The organism is Afifella sp. H1R (assembly GCF_021462425.1).
GTDB lineage: Bacteria > Pseudomonadota > Alphaproteobacteria > Rhizobiales > Afifellaceae > Afifella > Afifella aestuarii.
This window is the reverse complement of record NZ_JAKEDY010000002.1, coordinates 1,103,478-1,120,115: the sequence shown is the minus strand read 5'-3', so window position 1 is coordinate 1,120,115 and position 16,638 is coordinate 1,103,478. Positions and strand designations below refer to the sequence as shown.

Below are 16,638 nucleotides of genomic sequence, written 5' to 3'. Positions count from 1 at the left end.
TGGCAAAAAACTTGGGAGGAGACCTCATGAACACCAAAACCATCGCACTCATCGCGGCCCTTGTCGCATGGCCGGCCCTCGCCGCAGCCGATCCTCTGGAAGGCAATTGGGTCGCCGCCACCGGCAACACGGTGCGCATCAGCTCCTGCGGCAACGCCTTTTGCATGAAGGTGACGAGCGGCCCCAACAAGGGCAAGGAGATCGGCCGCATGCAGGGCTCGGACGGCAAATACAAGGGAACGGTCGTCAATCCGGAAGACGACAAGACCTATTCCGGCTCCGCCACCCTCACCTCGGCGAACAGCCTGAAACTCAAGGGCTGCGCGCTCGGCATCTTCTGCAAGACGCAGAACTGGCAGCGGCGCTAGTCGCGATCGAAGCTTGTGCCGGCGCGCTCTCGCCACGCCGCAATGGCGCTGAGAAGAACGAGGCGCGCGCCGCCGAGCATCACCTCGTCGGCAAGGCAGGCTGGACCAGCCTCGCCGTCGCCTTCGAAGCCGCCAGGCAGCGCCGAAGCCGGCGCCGAGGTGCAGAACGGCAGATGGATGAAACCCGCCATGACGAGGCGGCCGGCTTCGGCTGCATAGCGGCCGGAGCGATAGAAGATGGCATTGCAGAGATAATCGCCCGCATCGTCGGAGAAATCCGCGGGAATGCCGGCGCCCGACAGCGCCGCATGCATGCGGCGCAACGGCAGCGAGCCGCGCCACGAGGCCGGCCCCGCCTCTTCCAGCTCCGCCGATGGCGGCAGGGCGCCCTGCACGTCGGGACGCGCGAGCCGCCTGTTGCGGGCGACACGTTCGAGCCGAAAGCCCCGCGCCGCCGACGCCACACCGAAATGCACGGCGACATCCGGACGATGCGCCTGCCAGAGGAGGTCGAGTGTGTTCGGCCCCTCCTGCCAGTCGGTCGCGAGAATGGCGGTCCGCACATCGGCGTGAGAAGCGAACCCGCCCGCCTCTTCGGCGAGCCGCTCCACCACCCAGGCGCTCGGATTGACCGCAACGCCCGGAAACGGGCCGAAGCCCGTCACCAGAAGACGCGGCCGGCCGGCTTTGTCGCCGCCGCTCGCCTCTCGCCCCGTCGCGCCCGACATCAGGCGGCCTTGCGGTTCTCCAGGAGCTTGCGGTTCACCAGAAGCTCGGCGATCTGCACCGTGTTGAGCGCCGCGCCTTTGCGAAGATTGTCGGCCACGACCCACATGGAAAGACCGGAATCGACCGTCGGATCCTCGCGGATGCGGGAGATGTAGGTGGCGTCCTCGCCGGCGCTCTCATAGGGCGTGATGTAGCCGCCCGGCTCGTGCTTATCGATGACGAGGCAGCCCGGCGCCTCGCGCAGGATCTCGCGCGCCTCGTCGGCGGACAACTCTTCCTCGAACTCGATGTTGACGGCTTCAGAATGGCTGACGAAGACCGGCACGCGCACGCAGGTGGCCGAAAGCTTGATCTTCGGATCGAGGATCTTCTTCGTCTCCGCCACCATCTTCCATTCCTCCTTGGTCGTGCCGTCTTCCATGAAGACGTCGATATGGGGAATGCAGTTGAAGGCGATGCGCTTCGGGAATTTCTTCGCCTCGATCGGATCGGCGACGAAGACGGCGCGCGTCTGGTCGAAGAGCTCGTCCATCGCGTCCTTGCCGGCGCCCGACACCGATTGATAGGTGGCAACGACGACGCGCTTGATCTTGGCGCGCTCATGCAACGGCTTCAGCGCCACGACGAGCTGGATGGTGGAGCAGTTCGGATTGGCGATGATGTTTTTCTTGGCGAAGCCGGCAACGGCATCGGCATTCACTTCCGGCACGATCAGCGGCACGTCCGGATCGGTGCGCCAGGCCGAGGAATTGTCGATGACGACGCAGCCCTTGGCCGCGATCTTGGGCGCCCATTCCAGGGACACCGAGCCGCCCGCCGACATCAGCGCGATATCGGCATTGGCGAAATCGAAATGTTCGAGCGCCTGCACCTTCAGCGTCTTGTCGCCGAAGGAGACTTCCGTGCCCTGGCTGCGCCGGGAGGCGAGCGCCACGACTTCGTCTGCGGGGAAACCGCGTTCATCGAGAATGTCGAGCATTTCCCGCCCGACATTGCCGGTCGCACCTACGACAGCGATCCTGTAACCCATGTCTAGCTCCTCTCTCCCCGAAAACAAAGCATCTCTCCCCCGCCCCGGGGAGAGATCGGGGCGGAGCGATTAGCCGGTCGTCTTCGTCTTGGCTGTGCTCATCATGGTGGCGGAGGTTTTATCGCAGGTGCGCACAATGTCAATTGTGTGTCGCAGCCGGCCGGTCCCGGCGCGCCTGGGCCGGCAGGCGTTTCAGCCGCACATAAAGACTGCGCAGATCGCGCCGCCTCGCCCGATACGTCTTCTCCAGCCACACCGCATTCTTCAGCCATTTGCGCGCGGGGCCGGCGGCGACGACGATGTCGCTCATCACCCGCTCTTGCGGCCAAAGACCCGGAACGAGCGTCGCGGCATCGATGCTGCACGTGTCGACAAAGGCAACTTCGCCCTGTGCCTGAAGGGCTGCGACGCTCTCGGCCTCCAGAACGAAACCGGGAGAACAGCGGGCGAGATCGCCGGCATAGGCTTTCTTGAAACCCCAGGCGACGTCGCCGGCCCGCAGATAAAGCGTCATCGAAATGCGCCGCCCGTCGAGCTCCAGGGCATGGACGATCAGGTTGCCGTTGGCGCTTCCCGCTTTCACCATCTTGTCGAAGAAGGCGCGCTCCTGCGGCCGGCAGGCGATCGCCGTTCCCATCTGGCCTTTCCAGCCGCTCGCTTCGAGCCCCAGAAAATCGTCCGCCCAGGAGGAAGGCGGCTGCGCGCTCAAATCGACGAAGGCAAGCTCTCCGAGTTCCTCGAGCCGGCGTCTGCGCCGCTGCATGCTGCGCCGCTTCTTGCCCGATTGCTGAGCCTCCAGCCCGTCTCCGAGATCGCGAGCCGCGCGCACCAGCCGGGCGACGACGGCAGCCTCAAGCGTCTCGTCCTCTCCGTTGAGAAGCCCATCGATGGCGGGGCTCGCCTCCTCCACATCGCGAAAACGCAGAAAGGCGATCCCTTCACGCGTCAGCCAGGCCCCGAGTTTCGCGCGAAACAAAGCTTCGCTGCCACGGCGCACCAGCGGCGTGCCGTCGAAATCGTGAATGTGCATAAAGCGATTGGCCACACGGCCGATGCCCGGGATCGGCGGCGAAACGGTCAGGGGCAGAAGACCGATGAGCCCCTGATCGTCGGCAAACGCGACGAGCTTGACCCTGCCCGGTCGGACGAGGCGCTGAAGCGCTGCTTCGACGAAAAAAGGCTCCGCGAAGGCGTTGGGCGTCCCGGCCTTGGCGGCGAGTTTCCGCCAATCGCGGCGGAACTCCGCCGTCACCGCCTGGCGGACGTCGCCCACAACCTCGACGGCCGCGGAAGCACTTTCGGCAGTAAACATCTGCAATGTGTCCGGCCCGGCCAGTTCCGCGGTCGGCCCGCGGGAAGACATTTCGGCGCTGCTCATGCCGCGCGACCCCACGGGCAATCACCTTTGCGTCGGATTATCTGACCGATCGGCATCTTATCCCCCAGCTTAGCCAGACTTACAGTGTCGGACGGGAAAAGCCGATGCAATTTCCCCGTCCGATTGCAGTTAACTGAGGGGTAACCCAAAAAGACTTCTAGCGAAGCTTTATCGCTCAGGCGCCGTGCATCAGCTTCAGGAAACGCTCGCGGATCGCCTGGCCCATGCCCTTGGTGCCGACCTCGGTCAGCCCGTTGCCGCCGCCGCGCGGCAGGATATCCCGCGTCCTCAAGCCTTCGTCGAGCACGTCGGCGATCGCCTGATCGAGCTTGTCGGCCTCGCTGATCATGCCGAAGGAATACCGAAGCGCCATGCCGAAAGATGCGAACATGGCGATCGGATTGGCGACCTCGCCGCCGGCGATGTCCGGGGCGGAGCCGTGCACCGGCTCGTACATGGCCTTGCGGCGTCCGGTCTCCTGATCGGGCGCGCCGAGCGAAGCCGACGGCAGCATCCCGAGCGAGCCGGTCAGCATGGCGGCGACATCCGACAGCATGTCGCCGAAGAGATTGTCGGTGACGATCACGTCGAACTGCTTCGGCCAGCGCACGAGCTGCATGCCGCCGGCATCGGCGAGCACATGATCCAGAGTGATATCCGGATATTCGCCGGCGATCCGGGTCGCGACCTCGTTCCACAACAGGCCGGACTTCATGACGTTGCGCTTTTCCATCGAGGTGACGCGCTTCTGCCGCGTGCGGGCGAGGTCGCAGGCGACGCGCACGATGCGCTCGATCTCGTAGGTGTCGTAGATCTGCGTATCGATCGCCCGCTTCTGGCCGTTGCCGAGATCCTTGATCTCTTTCGGCTCGCCGAAATAGACGCCGCCGGTGAGCTCGCGCACGATAAGGACGTCGAGGCCCTCCACCACCTCGCGCTTCAGCGAGGAAGCGTCGGCGAGCGCCGGATAGCAGATGGCCGGGCGCAGATTGGCGAAGAGGCCGAGATCCTTGCGCAGGCGCAGAAGTCCCGCTTCCGGCCGCACCTCATAGGGAACCCCGTCCCATTTCGGCCCGCCGACCGCGCCGAAGAGAACCGCGTCGCTGGCGAGCGCCTTCTCCATGGTGGCGTCGCTGACCGCCACGCCTTCGGCGTCGTAGGCTGCACCGCCCACCAGGCCATCCTCGCATTCGAAAGAGCCGATGCCTTCGGCGTTCATCCAATCGATGAGAGCTTTCACCTCGGCCATGATTTCCGGGCCGATGCCGTCACCGGCGAGAAGCAGGAGCTTGTGCGTCATTTGAAGATCCGTCGTGATGAGGTCTGTCAGCTAGCCGCTCACCGGCCGCGGCGCAAGCCATGCCGGCTCACGCAACGTCATCTGCCGGCTCGTCGGCGGGAAGGACCATGTTGAGCGTCACCACCACACCCTCGGTGCGCCAGTCGATGTGATAGGTCGCATGATACTGGGCGATGATCTGTTCCACCATCTTGGTGCCGAAGCCACGCTTGTCCTCCGCCGGCTTCTGCGGCACCGGCCCGCCGGTTTCCCGCCAGACGAGGTGCAGCACTTTTGGCCCCTCCTCGTCGAGCGTCCAGCTCAGCTCGACGCGCCCGGCCTCCGCGCTGAGCGCGCCGTATTTGGCAGCATTGGTGGCGAGTTCGTGGAGGATGAGACCGAGCGCGGTGGCGACCTCGCCGCCCAACCGCACCCGGACGCCCGAGACGTCGATCCGGCCCGCACCGTCGCCCGCATAAGGCGCGAGGACGAGTTCGGCGAGACGCGTGAGATCGGCAATGCTGCCGGCCCGGCCCGGATGCCCCTGCGTCGCCGAATGCGCCTTCGACAGGGCGTCGATGCGGCGGCGCGTCGTGCTCGCGAGATCCTCCACCGACCGCGCCGAGCGGGCACCGAGCGACAGGACGGCGGAGACGACGGCGAAGACGTTCTTGACCCGGTGATTGAGCTCCCGCGTCAGAAGCTCCGCCTGCTGGTTCGCGCGTTCGAGCTTCTCCGCCTGCTGAGCCCTGAGCTCCGCCTCCTCGCGCAATTGCGCATTGGCATGGTTGAGCTCCCGGGTGCGTTCGTCCACCCGCACCTCGAGCTCGCGCGAGGCCGCGCGCAGTTCATCGGTCAGCGCCAGGTTTTCCGCATTGCGCCGGTTCAGCCATTCCGTCATGCGCCCGAAGGCGAATCCGGTTCGCTGCAGCTCGCGATAATGCGTGCGCAACGGCGGCATCGGCGAAATGTCGCCGCCGCTGATCAGATCCGCCTGCCGCGCCAGCGCACCGACGGGCCGCGTGATGGAGCGGGCGATGACAAGACCGATCATCGCCGTCACCGCGGCGACGAGCGCCGCAAGCAGGACGCCGTTGCGGCGGCTGTCCTTGATCGCCCCGAGAAAGTCGTTCTCCGGCACATAGGTGATCACCGTCCAGGGCCAGCGCGTGCCCGGCAGAGACGATGCGACAGTATGATAGGTCTCCCCGCCGAAGGTGAAGCTCGCCGCGCGTTCCTTCAGGCCGTCTCTTCCCGTCTGCGCGGTGTTGAACGAGGCGGCGGCCGCCTTCGCCAGCGGGTCGTCGAGTTCGTCGATGCGGGTGAAGCGCAACGTGTCGCCAGACGTGCCGCGCGTCTTGATCTTTGCAGGCTCCGGATGGGCGATCACGTCGCCACTGTCGCTGAGGATGAAGGCGCTGCCATGCTGGCCGATCTGAAGATCGGCGAGAAAGGTCGACAGGGCCGAAATCTCGATGTCGATGCCGACGACGCCCTGGAGTTCGCCCGCCGCCCCGATCACCGGCGTCGCCACCGTGATGCCGGGCTCCTGCGAGGAAAAGAAGATATAGGGGTCGGTCCAGGTGACCCCACCAGCCTCGACCGCGCGGCCGTACCAGGGCCGCGTGCGCGGATCATACCCGTCGGTCGGATCGCTGCGATGGGCGGCGACGGCATAATCCCCGTCGCGCCAATAGAGCTCCACGTCGCGGCGCTGCGCCCGGTTGGCGATGGTCTTGATGCGAAACGGCGCACCCGCGACGCTCGCGTCGCGGTTCACAAAGACGAAATCGCCGTTGGTGTTGCCGTAGAAGATGCCGGCGAACTGGCTGTGCGATCGCAGCTGCTCGAAAAAGTAGCGCTCCATGGCGCCTTCGTTTTCGCTGCTGACGACCTCCTGGCGCGCAAGCCGCTGCGACAGGTCGGCGGCCGCCTCGGCAGGCGCGAGAAAGGCGACCGTGTGATTGATGGTGCTGCGCGCGACATCGCCCATGAGATCGCGCGCATGCTGCAGCAGAACCCGCTCGGAGGTGACGTAGGAAAGAAAGAGGACGGCGACGACTGCAACAAACTGCAGCCCCGCAAGCGACAGCGCCAGAACACTGCGGATGGAAACCATGGCCTCTCCCCTTGGCCGGGCTATCCGCCTAGCATCGAAGAGGCGCAGTGACAATTCCGGAGGTCACCCGACGGTAACTGCCCGACCTCATCGGGGAGAAGGCGCGTGGGCCTGAGAGCGCAAAACGCCCTCAGCGTCCCCCGAGCTTGCGGTAGATCTTGCCGCCCGGCCGCCCGGTCGGCTCCATGCCGAAACGCTGCTCCGCCTTCTTGATCGCATCGCGCGTCATCGGCCCGACCTTCCCGTCGACCTCGCCGACATCGTAGCCCTGCGCGAGCAGCATCCGCTGCAACTCGAAGCGTTCGGCACGCGACAGCGGCGGATCGTCCGTCGGCCAGGCCGTGCGCAGCCCCGGATAGCCGGCCATGCGGTCGGCGAGATGGGAGATGGCGAGCGCGTAGGATTCCGCCTGGTTGTAGGAATAGATCGCATCGAAGTTGCGGAAGACGAGAAAGCCCGGCCCGCGCGGCCCCGACGGCAGAAGCAGGCCCGCCTGGCTGCCGCCCGAAAGATGCGCGCCATCGGCCCGCACCACACCGCGTTTCGCCCAGGTCGACAGGGGCGCCTTGCGGCTGCGGCCCGTCGGCCCCTTATAGCTCGCCGGCACCTTCACCTCGATCATATAGGCCTCGCCCGGCCGCCAGCCGGCGCGGCGCAGGTAATTCGCCGTCGAGCCCAGAGCGTCGGGCACCGACTTCACGAGGTCGCGCCGCCCGTCGCCATCGAAATCGACGGCGAGCCGCTCATAGGTCGAAGGAATGAACTGCGTCTGCCCGAAGGCGCCAGCCCAGGACCCATAAAGCTCGTCGAGGTCGAGATCGCCCCGCTGCACGAGCTTCAAGGCGGCGATGAGCTCGCCGCGGAAGAATTTCGTCCGGCTGCCGTGGCAGGCGACGTTGGCGAGCGCATGCGGCAGGAAATCTTTGCCCGCATCCTGGCCGAAATTGCTCTCCACGCCCCAGATCGCGGCAATGACATAGCGGTTGACGCCGTAGCGTTCCTCGGCCGCGCGCAGCACGCGATCGTAGCGCCGCATCATCGTCTTGCCGTCGGCGATACGCTCCTCGTCGACAAGGAAGCCGAGATAATCCCAGATCGGCGTCTTGAATTCCGGTTGCGCCCGCGATTTGCGCAAGACTTCGTCGTCGACGCGAGCCCCGTCGAGCGCCCGTGCGGCAAGCCGCGGGCTGACGCCGGCGGCAACCGCCGCCTGCTTCAGGCTCTGAACGCAGGAAGAAAAGCTCGCGGCCGATGCAGGCATCGGGGCGAAGGAAAGACCGAAAGCGAGCGTCGCTCCGACAAGAGCGCGCGCAGCCAGGCCGGGGATTGCGGTCCGCATCTGCACTCCTCAGTGGTCGCAGAAAAATTGTACGCGGTCTCAGCGCGGATGAGAATCCGCGTGCACGTCCCGGGAGCCTCGCTCACCGCAGTTTGAAATTGGTTAACGAAATCAAAATTGCCGGCGAAATCGTCGTTATCACGGCAACTTGAGAGAAACGGACGCCCTTCCGGCGGCGCAGAAGCGCCGCCCCTCCAGAGGTGTCTCAGGGACGTCCCCCGGACGCCCCGAAACGCGTCATCGGCCCGTCAGCGGGCGTCAGACCCAGGGACGGTCTTCCGTCATCTGGCCTTCGAAACCGGAGATCTTTTCCGATTTCTCCAGCGTCAGGCCGATATCGTCGAGGCCGTTGAGCAGGCAGTGCTTGCGGAAGGCGTCGATTTCGAACTCGATCTTGCCGCCATCCGGGCCGCGCACTTCCTGCTTCTCCAAATCCACGGTCAAGGTCGCATTGGCGCCGCGCGAGGCGTCGTCGAGAAGCTTGTCGAGATCGTCCGGCGAGACGATGATCGGCAGAATGCCGTTCTTGAAGCAATTGTTGTAGAAAATATCGGCGAACGAGGTCGAGATCACGCAGGTGATGCCGAAATCCTTGAGCGCCCAGGGCGCATGCTCGCGCGACGAGCCACAGCCGAAATTGTCGCCCGCGACCAGAATCTTGGCGTTGCGATAGGCCGGCTTGTTGAGGACGAAATCCTCGTTTTCCGAGCCGTCGTCGTTGAAGCGCATCTCGTAGAAGAGCGACGCGCCGAGCCCGGTCCGCTTGATCGTCTTCAGAAACTGCTTCGGAATGATCATGTCGGTGTCGATATTGATGATCGGCAGCGGCGCGGCGACGCCAGTGAGGCTCGTGAACTTTTCCATTCGCAGGTTCCTTTCGAAGTCCCCTTCAATGCTTCGCCGGCGCGTTCCGGTCAAGATCTTACGGGTCCGATCTTGGCCGCGCCCTTGCGGGCCGTCCTCAATCGGCCGCCTCGATCTCTTCCATATCGTCGTCGGACAGGCCGAAATGATGGCCGATCTCGTGCACGAGGACATGGGCGATGATGTCGTCGAGCCGCTCGTCGTGGTCCTGCCAATAGGCGAGGATCGCCTGGCGGTAGAGCCACACCCGGTTCGGCATCAGCCCGGAATAGGGCGTGGCCGGCGCATGTGCGAGGCCGATGCCTTCGAAGAGCCCGAGCAGTTCCAGGGGATGCGTGAGCCCGACGGCTGAGAGCGATTCCCGGTCGGCGCGCTCGGCGACCCGGATCTGGATGTCGCCCGTCAGCGCCCGGAACTCCTCCGGCAATCCGTCATAGGCGGCAAGCGCGATGCGCTCGAACTCTTCAAGGTCGGGGATCGATGAAAAGGCGGACATGGCGCGGCACCGGCGAAATGGATGTCAGCGCGTCAGATAGGTGCTGACGAGATACCATAAAAGCCACATCACGAAGACGATCGAGAGCCCGCGCCCGACCCGGCGGCCCCACACCTCGACGCGGTCGTGCGCCGGCGCGTCGGCGCCCGCCAGATGGTCCTTCGCGCGGCCGGCGGCGCGGGCGAACGACGACGTGCCGACAGCCTCGCTGTCGCGGTGCACCCGTTCGAGCGCCTCGCGCGCCTCGCGGCTTCTCTTCGCCTCGCGATCCTCACTCACCGATCACCTCCAAATGCCCGGCAGAATTCCGGCGCCATCCCCGCACGGGAGAAACCCGAATACCCCCGCCCCCTGCAAGCCCCGCACTTCTTCCTCGCGCCCGCTCGAGGCGCGCCCGAACTTGCATTTAGCCCTTAAGTTCCAAACACTTAGCCGACTCACCGATCACAATTATTTCAGCGAACCGTCGCCCGAGCTCGACGTTGTTTCGCCGAGGCAACGCCAACATCGCCTCTCCCGCGCCGTCTGATCCTTCATGCGATCGAGCGGCGGGGAACTCCCACGAGAGGCAATTCAAGGAGATATCCTATGACCTTTGCGAAACTCACCGCTGTTTCCATGACCGCCATGATGGTGGGCGTGAGCGCCGCCAACGCCGAAATGATCCTGCGCAAGGACGCTCAGGACAACAAGGTGATCGTCAACACCGACACCGAGCAGGAAGCCCGCATCTATGGCCCGGGCGAGACCTCCGGCGAACGTCCGGAAACCTGCGAGACCGGCAATTACTACACGATGATGGACAACGACCGCGAGGTCTACGTGTCCTGCGATGACGACAAGACGATGTATTCCTCTGCCATGCATTCGACCTCTTCGGACGGCAACATGGCCAGCAAGGAAAGCCAGGACGAACCGCTGGAGCCGTATGCTCCGGGCACCGAAGGCACCAACAACTAAGCTCTCGTCGGCAGAGCTTTAAGAGCCTTCCCGCAATTTGCGGGTGACGGCAGGCGGGGCTGCGGCCCCGCCTGTTTTTTGCGTGAGCGCTTGCGAAAAGCGGCTCACCCGGAGAGGACCGCCCACCCGTCTGCTTCCGCGGGACACCCCCCAATTCCCGGGGAACCGGAGCCAATCGCACCTGTTTTCTCAAGAACCCAGAGGAGACAGAGATGAGCGAAGCGCACAAATTGACGCGCCACGAAGACATCAAGAAGTGGGTCGAAGAGCGCGGCGGCAAACCTGCGATGGTGTCGGCGACAGCCACGGAGGGCGACGGCGTCGGCGTGCTCCGGATCGATTTCGGCGAACCTGAAGAGGGCCTGGAGCCGATCACCTGGGAGACCTGGTTCGAAACCTTCGAGGGCGGCAATCTGGCGCTTCTCGTCCAGAACGAGACGGCCGGCGGCCGCACCAGCCGCTTCAACAAGATCGTGCATCGCTGAACGCGACGCACCACCCGAAAATCTCAGTGAACCGAAAAATTCCCAACGAAAAAGGGCCGCCCGAGGGACGGCCCTTTCCGCATTCGGATCCCTGAGAGTTCAGGGTGAGCAGTTCTCAGTGGCCCCAATCGCGCACGTCGACGAAGCGCCCGGCGATCGCCGCCGCGGCCGCCATCGCCGGCGACACGAGATGGGTGCGGCCCTTGAAACCCTGGCGCCCCTCGAAATTGCGGTTCGAGGTGGAGGCGCAGCGCTCTTCCGGGGCGAGCTTGTCGGCATTCATGGCAAGGCACATGGAACAGCCCGGCTCGCGCCATTCGAAGCCCGCGGCGAGGAAGATCTTGTCGAGGCCTTCCGCTTCCGCCTGCGCCTTCACGAGGCCCGATCCCGGCACCACCATGGCATTGACGCTCTCGGCGACCTTGCGGCCTTCCGCGACCTTGGCGGCAGCCCTGAGATCCTCGATGCGGCCATTGGTGCACGAGCCGATGAAGACGCGGTCGAGCGCGATGTCGGTCATCTTCGTGCCCGGCGTCAGGCCCATATATTTGAGCGCCCGCCACTTAGAGGCGCGCTTGTTCTCGTCGGCGATGTCGTCGGGGTTCGGCACCGCGCCGAGAACCGAGATGACATCTTCGGGCGATGAACCCCAGGTCACGATCGGCGGAAGATTGGCCGCGTCGAGCCGGACTTCCCGATCGAAATGCGCCCCCTCGTCGGAAGGCAGGCTCTCCCAATAGGCCTTCGCCATGTCCCAGGCCGAACCCTTCGGGGCCCGCGGCCGGTCGGCGATATAGGCATAGGTGATCTCGTCGGGGGCGATCATGCCGGCGCGGGCACCGCCCTCGATCGACATGTTGCACACCGTCATGCGGCCTTCCATCGACAGCGAGCGGATCGCCTCGCCGGCATATTCGATGACATGGCCGGTGCCGCCGGCCGTGCCGATCTCGCCGATGATCGCGAGGATGATGTCCTTCGCCGTCACGCCGTCCGGCAGCTTGCCGTCGACGGTGACGCGCATGTTCTTCGCCTTCGACTGGATGAGCGTCTGGGTGGCGAGCACATGTTCCACTTCGGACGTGCCGATGCCGTGCGCCAGCGCGCCGAAGGCGCCATGCGTCGAGGTATGGCTGTCGCCGCACACGATCGTCATGCCGGGCAGCGTAAAACCCTGCTCCGGCCCGATGATGTGGACGATGCCCTGCCGCATATCGAGTTCGTTGTAATATTCGATGCCGAAATCGGCGGCGTTCGTGGCGAGCGTGTCGACCTGCAGCGCCGATTCCGGATCGTCGATGCCTTTCGAGCGGTCGGTCGTCGGCACGTTGTGATCGACGACGGCGAGCGTCTTGTCCGGCGCATGCACCTTGCGCCCGGCGATCCTGAGGCCCTCGAAGGCCTGCGGGCTCGTCACTTCGTGCACGAGATGACGGTCGATATAGAGGAGGCAGGTGCCGTCGGGTTGGCGGTCGACCAGATGGTCGTCCCAGATTTTGTCGTAAAGCGTTCTCGGTTTCATGGGTCTACTCGGTTGTGATCGCAAAAAGGGGAAAGGGCGCCGTCAGGCGCTCGTAAGCGATCCGTCGGAGGCGAAGAGACGCGCAAAAAACCGCCAGGGCAGACGCGCATGGTCGTCGATCGCCGCAAAAGCGTGCGTGGAATGGAAGATGGCCCCGACCGCTCCGCGCGACCCGGCCTTGGGCGTTTCGTTCGACGACATGGCGCTGCATATAGCAACTTGGCCCGCTCCTCTCAATTCTTTCATCCCGCACAATTGCGTAAGTTTGCTCATCGCCTTGCGCGTGAGGGGCAGACCGCCCTTCGCCTCGTGCCGCCCCTTCGCATCGTCTGGGCTCTTCGCGCCGTGCCGGCCCGTCTTCGCAACGTGTCGGGATGACTTCGCCGCCCGTCCGGGCTAACCGGAGACATGCGCAGATTTCTTTCCCTGCTTCTTGCGGGCTTCACCATTCCTTCCGCCCTTCTCGGCCCGGCCTTTGCCGCCGGCCAGAATTGCGAGGTGACGCGCGACGGCGAACGCTCCTATGCCGTCTGCCGCTTCGATCCCGCAACCGACGATGTCCGGCTTTATCTCAACGACGCGGCGGGCAAGCCCTATGGCTCGTTCCGGGCGCTGAAATCGGCGCTCGAGAGCGAAGGAAAGCGTCTCGTCTTCGCCATGAACGGCGGCATGTATCACGAGGATTTCTCGCCGGTCGGCCTTTATGTCGAAGACGGCCGCACGGTGAAGAGCGCCAACACCAACAAGGGCCCCGGCAATTTCCACATGCTGCCGAACGGCATCTTCTGGATCGGCGGCGGCAAAGCGGGGGTTCTGGAGACGGAGGCCTATCTGCGCCGCAAGCCGCCGGCGGATTTCGCCACCCAGTCCGGCCCGATGCTCTTGATCGACGGCAAGCGCCATCCGCGTTTCCTGAAGGACAGCGACAGTGCCAAGAAACGGAACGGTGTCTGCGTCACCAAAAAGGGCGAGATCGTTTTCGCGGTCTCCGAAGGCCCGGTGACGTTCTGGGATTTCGCCGGCTTCTTCAAGGACAGGATCGGCTGCGACAACGCCCTCTTTCTCGACGGCTCGATTTCGAGCCTCTACGCCCCCGAGCTGCGCCGCGCCGACGGTTTCTTCCCCCTCGGCCCGATCATCGCCGTGACGGCAGAGAAGTAGACGGCCGAAAAATAGCGGAAAAAACAGGCGGCCGCCGATGACAAACCGCGGCCGCCCGGATCGCCGGACCGGTCACACGGCCAGATATTCGTGCCTGAGATCCTCGTTCTCGAGGACTTCCTTCGCCGTCCCCTCATAGACCACCTCGCCCATGTCGAGGATCATCGCCCGGTCGGCGAGCTGGAGGGCGGCGACGGCGTTCTGTTCCACGATCACCGTGGTGATGCCGATCTCCTTGATCTCGGCGACGATCTTTTCGATCTCCCGCACGATCACCGGCGCGAGCCCCTCATAGGGCTCGTCGAGGAGCAGGAGCTTCAGATCGCGCACCAGCGCGCGGGCGACCGCCAGCATCTGCTGTTCGCCGCCCGACATCGTCGTGGCTTCCTGGTTGCGCCGCTCGGCAAGCCGCGGAAAACGCTCGTAAACCTCTTCGATCTCCCAGCCGCGCGGCTCCTCGATGCGGGCGAGGACGAGGTTTTCTTCCACCGTCAGCCCCGGAATGATGCGCCGGTCCTCCGGCACCAGCACGACGCCGGCCCGCGCCGCCTGATAGTCGACCATCTTGTGCAGCGCCTGATCCTTGAGCCAGATCTCGCCCTGCCTGAGTTCCGGATTGCCGGCGCGCGCGATGGTGCGCAGGGTCGAGGTCTTGCCGGCGCCGTTGCGCCCGAGAAGGGCGAGGACTTCCCTCTCCTGGATGGAGAAGCTGACGCCCTGCACGATATAGCTCTCGCCGTAATAGGCATGCAGATCGCGGCAGGAGAAGAAGGCGCCCTCTTCGTAGCCGGTCCTGTCGATCATCTTCGTCTGGGCGGTGCCCGGCGCCTGCGGGTTCGCAGCCGTCGACGCCTGCGGATCGATCGGGGTCGCCTCGCCTGTTCCGGTCATCATGGCGTTCATCAATGCGCTCCTCCCAGATAGGCTTCCTGCACGCGCGGGCTGCCGCGCACTTCGTCGGGCGTTCCCTCGGCGATGATCTTGCCCTGCGCCAGAACCGAGATGCGGTCGGCGAGCGAGAACACGACATGCATGTCGTGCTCGATGATCACCTTGGTCATGCCGCGCTCCTTGATCTGCTTGAGAAGATCGATGGTGCGGTTGGTGTCGTGCCGCGACATGCCCGCCGTCGGCTCGTCGAGAAGCAGAAGCTTCGGATGCTGGATGAGGCACATGGCGAGTTCCAGCCGGCGTTTGTCGCCGCGCGACAGGCTGGAGGCGAGCTTGGCGTAGAACTGCAGAAGCCCGACATCTTCCAGAAGTTTTTCCGCCTCGTCGCGCAGATCCGTCTCCTTTTCGAGCGAGGAGAGCGCGCTCATCCGGAACGTGCCGTCGCGCTTGGCGAAGGCCGGCACCATGACGTTCTGCAAAAGCGAGAGATCGGGAAAGATCTCCGGCGTCTGAAAGACGCGCGCCACGCCGAGCTGGTTGATCTCGTAGGGTGGCCGCCCGGTGATGAGATGCCCATCGAAGGTGACGGTGCCGGAATCGGGCGGCAGCCGCCCGATGCACACATTGAGAAGCGTCGATTTGCCGGCACCGTTCGGCCCGATGATGGCGTGGGTTTTGCCCTTCTCCACCTGGAGCTCGATGTCGGTGAGGGCGCGGAGGCCCCCAAAGCTCTTTTGCACTTCCGACACATGCAGGACTGCATTGTTCATCTGTCAGCCTTTCACTCTGCAGCCTGCAGATCGGTCTGCGTCTTCGATCCGCGACCATGCCCGCGCAGGAAGCGGTAGGTCCGCCGGATGCCTTCCATGATGCCGCCGGGCAGGAAGATGACGATCACCATGAAGAGGAGACCGAGCGTCAGATGCCATCCCTCGCCGACGAAGGGGCTCAGAATAGTGACGACGAATTCCTGGACGCTGTGCGGCAGGAAGGAGAAGGCCGAGGCGAGCGCGCTGTCGTTCAGGGCCGAGAAGATGTTCTCGAAATATTTAATGATGGCCGCCCCGAGGATCGGTCCGGAAATGGTACCGGCACCGCCGAGAATGGTCATCAGCACGACCTCGCCCGAGGCCGTCCACTGCATGCGCTCCGCCCCGGCCAGCGGATCGGTGATGGCGAGAAGCGCGCCGGCAAGCCCCGCATACATGCCGGAGATGATGAAGATCGTCAGCATGTAGGGACGCGGGTTGAAGCCCGTATAGATCATGCGGTTCTGGTTCGATTTGATGGCCCGCAGCATCATGCCATAGGGCGAGCGCATGATCCGAAGCGCGATGTAGAACGCGATGATGAGAAGCACCGCGCACAGATAGAAGCCCGGATAGCCGACCATCCGCTCGCCGAAGAGCGTGCCGAGAAGCACGCCCTGGTGCTCGGCCCCGAAGGCGGCGTCGAGATAGCGCGGATCGTCGCGCAAGACGCGCAGGCCGGTCTCGCCATTGGTGATCGGCGTCAGGACCGAATAGGCGAGATTGTAGCACATCTGGGCGAGCGCCAGCGTCAGGATCGAGAAGTAGATGCCCGACCGCCTGAGGCTGATGAAGCCGATGACGACGGCGAGCACACCGGCGATCAGCATCGCGAAGAGGACCGCCGGAATGATGTTCATGGTGAAGAGCTTGAACGACCACACCGCCGCATAGGAGCCGACGCCGAGAAAGGCGGCATGCCCGAAGGAGAGGTAGCCCGTCAGGCCGAAGAGCAGATTGAAGCCGAGCGCGAAGATGCCGTAGATCGCGAACTTCTGCATGAGGTCCGGATAGGCGGCGCCGAGCGGCTGCAGCCACCAGGGCATGGTGAGAACGACGAGCGTGAAGGCGACGATGGCGATCCAGTCCTTGTCGACCGGCGTCATCGGCTTCGTTTCCGGCCCCCGCGGCGGCAATTGCCGGGTGGAGACTTCGAAATCCGGATCGGAAATCGCGGCCTTGCGGATTTTTTGGATGACTTTCTTGAC

18 protein-coding genes are annotated in these 16,638 nt (G+C 64.6%); 4 read left to right on the top strand and 14 right to left on the bottom strand.

Going from position 1 to position 16,638, the window contains the following annotated elements:
* The first annotated feature begins 26 nt into the window (after positions 1-26).
* Positions 27-368 carry a DUF2147 domain-containing protein gene (locus L0F51_RS16800; protein WP_234630288.1) on the top strand — a complete coding sequence of 114 codons (342 nt, stop codon included), beginning with the start codon at positions 27-29 and terminating at the stop codon, positions 366-368.
* Here the strand turns inward: L0F51_RS16800 and L0F51_RS16795 are convergent.
* The 9 genes from L0F51_RS16795 to L0F51_RS16755 form a co-directional block, all read right to left on the bottom strand.
* On the bottom strand, positions 365-1,096 hold the full coding sequence (locus tag L0F51_RS16795) for a pyroglutamyl-peptidase I (RefSeq protein WP_234630287.1): 732 nt from the start codon (positions 1,094-1,096) through the stop codon (positions 365-367). The genes L0F51_RS16800 and L0F51_RS16795 overlap by 4 nt on opposite strands.
* Entirely contained in the window at positions 1,096-2,127 is a 1,032-nt protein-coding gene (locus L0F51_RS16790) for an aspartate-semialdehyde dehydrogenase (RefSeq protein WP_234630286.1), read from the bottom strand. Before L0F51_RS16790 ends, L0F51_RS16795 begins: the two co-directional genes overlap by 1 nt.
* 139 nt (positions 2,128-2,266) lie before the next feature.
* Positions 2,267-3,439, bottom strand: a complete 1,173-nt coding sequence (locus L0F51_RS16785; RefSeq protein ID WP_234630285.1) for a GNAT family N-acetyltransferase — start codon at positions 3,437-3,439, stop codon at positions 2,267-2,269.
* Positions 3,440-3,680: 241 nt separating this feature from the next.
* Entirely contained in the window at positions 3,681-4,805 is a 1,125-nt protein-coding gene (leuB, locus tag L0F51_RS16780; RefSeq protein WP_234630284.1) for a 3-isopropylmalate dehydrogenase, read from the bottom strand.
* Between the two features lie 67 nt (positions 4,806-4,872).
* Positions 4,873-6,903, bottom strand: a complete 2,031-nt coding sequence (locus L0F51_RS16775) for a sensor histidine kinase (RefSeq protein ID WP_234630283.1) — start codon at positions 6,901-6,903, stop codon at positions 4,873-4,875.
* Positions 6,904-7,033: 130 nt separating this feature from the next.
* Positions 7,034-8,242: a lytic murein transglycosylase gene (locus L0F51_RS16770; protein WP_234630282.1), complete on the bottom strand. Its 1,209-nt coding sequence runs from the start codon at positions 8,240-8,242 to the stop codon at positions 7,034-7,036.
* Positions 8,243-8,500: 258 nt separating this feature from the next.
* Positions 8,501-9,106: a 3-isopropylmalate dehydratase small subunit gene (gene leuD / locus L0F51_RS16765; protein WP_234630281.1), complete on the bottom strand. Its 606-nt coding sequence runs from the start codon at positions 9,104-9,106 to the stop codon at positions 8,501-8,503.
* A gap of 97 nt (positions 9,107-9,203) precedes the next feature.
* Complete coding sequence (locus L0F51_RS16760) at positions 9,204-9,602, bottom strand: metallopeptidase family protein (RefSeq protein WP_234630280.1); 399 nt, start codon at positions 9,600-9,602, stop codon at positions 9,204-9,206.
* Positions 9,603-9,626: 24 nt separating this feature from the next.
* On the bottom strand, positions 9,627-9,881 hold the full coding sequence (locus tag L0F51_RS16755) for a hypothetical protein (RefSeq protein WP_234630279.1): 255 nt from the start codon (positions 9,879-9,881) through the stop codon (positions 9,627-9,629).
* A 309-nt stretch (positions 9,882-10,190) separates the two neighbouring features.
* On the opposite strand from L0F51_RS16755, the gene L0F51_RS16750 reads away from it, so the two are divergent.
* Both L0F51_RS16750 and L0F51_RS16745 read left to right on the top strand, forming a co-directional pair.
* Positions 10,191-10,562 (top strand): hypothetical protein, encoded by a 372-nt coding sequence (locus L0F51_RS16750; protein WP_234630278.1) that lies wholly within the window; start codon positions 10,191-10,193, stop codon positions 10,560-10,562.
* Between the two features lie 212 nt (positions 10,563-10,774).
* Positions 10,775-11,047: a hypothetical protein gene (locus tag L0F51_RS16745; protein ID WP_234630277.1), complete on the top strand. Its 273-nt coding sequence runs from the start codon at positions 10,775-10,777 to the stop codon at positions 11,045-11,047.
* Between the two features lie 115 nt (positions 11,048-11,162).
* On the opposite strand, the gene leuC is transcribed toward L0F51_RS16745, so the two are convergent.
* The gene (gene leuC, locus L0F51_RS16740) at positions 11,163-12,569 is read right to left on the bottom strand and encodes a 3-isopropylmalate dehydratase large subunit (protein WP_234630276.1); all 1,407 of its coding nucleotides are present in this window, start codon (positions 12,567-12,569) and stop codon (positions 11,163-11,165) included.
* A 42-nt stretch (positions 12,570-12,611) separates the two neighbouring features.
* Complete coding sequence (locus L0F51_RS16735) at positions 12,612-12,770, bottom strand: hypothetical protein (RefSeq protein WP_234630275.1); 159 nt, start codon at positions 12,768-12,770, stop codon at positions 12,612-12,614.
* Between the two features lie 207 nt (positions 12,771-12,977).
* On the opposite strand from L0F51_RS16735, the gene L0F51_RS16730 reads away from it, so the two are divergent.
* On the top strand, positions 12,978-13,730 hold the full coding sequence (locus tag L0F51_RS16730) for a phosphodiester glycosidase family protein (protein ID WP_234630274.1): 753 nt from the start codon (positions 12,978-12,980) through the stop codon (positions 13,728-13,730).
* Between the two features lie 72 nt (positions 13,731-13,802).
* Here the strand turns inward: L0F51_RS16730 and L0F51_RS16725 are convergent, their stop codons facing one another.
* The 3 genes from L0F51_RS16725 to L0F51_RS16715 all read right to left on the bottom strand — a co-directional run bounded on the left by L0F51_RS16725 (position 13,803) and on the right by L0F51_RS16715 (position 16,536).
* Positions 13,803-14,534 (bottom strand): ABC transporter ATP-binding protein, encoded by a 732-nt coding sequence (locus L0F51_RS16725; protein ID WP_234630394.1) that lies wholly within the window; start codon positions 14,532-14,534, stop codon positions 13,803-13,805.
* 98 nt (positions 14,535-14,632) lie between these two features.
* A complete protein-coding gene (locus tag L0F51_RS16720) occupies positions 14,633-15,391 on the bottom strand; it encodes an ABC transporter ATP-binding protein (RefSeq protein ID WP_092813511.1) in 759 nt (252 codons plus the stop codon).
* 11 nt (positions 15,392-15,402) lie between these two features.
* Positions 15,403-16,536, bottom strand: coding sequence for a branched-chain amino acid ABC transporter permease (locus tag L0F51_RS16715; protein ID WP_370642440.1), 1,134 nt, complete (start codon positions 16,534-16,536; stop codon positions 15,403-15,405).
* Between the last annotated feature and the right edge of the window lie 102 nt (positions 16,537-16,638).

Bases quoted from the DNA above. Each gene is read 5' to 3' on its own strand.
- L0F51_RS16800 (WP_234630288.1), top strand. From the start codon at position 27: ATGAACACCAAAACCATCGCACTCATCGCGGCCCTTGTCGCATGGCCG.
- leuD (WP_234630281.1), bottom strand. From the start codon at position 9,106: ATGGAAAAGTTCACGAGCCTCACTGGCGTCGCCGCGCCGCTGCCGATC.
- L0F51_RS16715 (WP_370642440.1), bottom strand. From the start codon at position 16,536: ATGACGCCGGTCGACAAGGACTGGATCGCCATCGTCGCCTTCACGCTC.
- leuC (WP_234630276.1), bottom strand. From the start codon at position 12,569: ATGAAACCGAGAACGCTTTACGACAAAATCTGGGACGACCATCTGGTC.
- L0F51_RS16790 (WP_234630286.1), bottom strand. From the start codon at position 2,127: ATGGGTTACAGGATCGCTGTCGTAGGTGCGACCGGCAATGTCGGGCGG.
- L0F51_RS16730 (WP_234630274.1), top strand. From the start codon at position 12,978: ATGCGCAGATTTCTTTCCCTGCTTCTTGCGGGCTTCACCATTCCTTCC.
- L0F51_RS16785 (WP_234630285.1), bottom strand. From the start codon at position 3,439: ATGTTTACTGCCGAAAGTGCTTCCGCGGCCGTCGAGGTTGTGGGCGAC.
- L0F51_RS16760 (WP_234630280.1), bottom strand. From the start codon at position 9,602: ATGTCCGCCTTTTCATCGATCCCCGACCTTGAAGAGTTCGAGCGCATC.
- L0F51_RS16735 (WP_234630275.1), bottom strand. From the start codon at position 12,770: ATGTCGTCGAACGAAACGCCCAAGGCCGGGTCGCGCGGAGCGGTCGGG.
- L0F51_RS16750 (WP_234630278.1), top strand. From the start codon at position 10,191: ATGACCTTTGCGAAACTCACCGCTGTTTCCATGACCGCCATGATGGTG.
- L0F51_RS16795 (WP_234630287.1), bottom strand. From the start codon at position 1,096: ATGTCGGGCGCGACGGGGCGAGAGGCGAGCGGCGGCGACAAAGCCGGC.
- L0F51_RS16770 (WP_234630282.1), bottom strand. From the start codon at position 8,242: ATGCGGACCGCAATCCCCGGCCTGGCTGCGCGCGCTCTTGTCGGAGCG.
- L0F51_RS16725 (WP_234630394.1), bottom strand. From the start codon at position 14,534: ATGATCGACAGGACCGGCTACGAAGAGGGCGCCTTCTTCTCCTGCCGC.
- L0F51_RS16745 (WP_234630277.1), top strand. From the start codon at position 10,775: ATGAGCGAAGCGCACAAATTGACGCGCCACGAAGACATCAAGAAGTGG.
- L0F51_RS16720 (WP_092813511.1), bottom strand. From the start codon at position 15,391: ATGAACAATGCAGTCCTGCATGTGTCGGAAGTGCAAAAGAGCTTTGGG.
- L0F51_RS16775 (WP_234630283.1), bottom strand. From the start codon at position 6,903: ATGGTTTCCATCCGCAGTGTTCTGGCGCTGTCGCTTGCGGGGCTGCAG.
- leuB (WP_234630284.1), bottom strand. From the start codon at position 4,805: ATGACGCACAAGCTCCTGCTTCTCGCCGGTGACGGCATCGGCCCGGAA.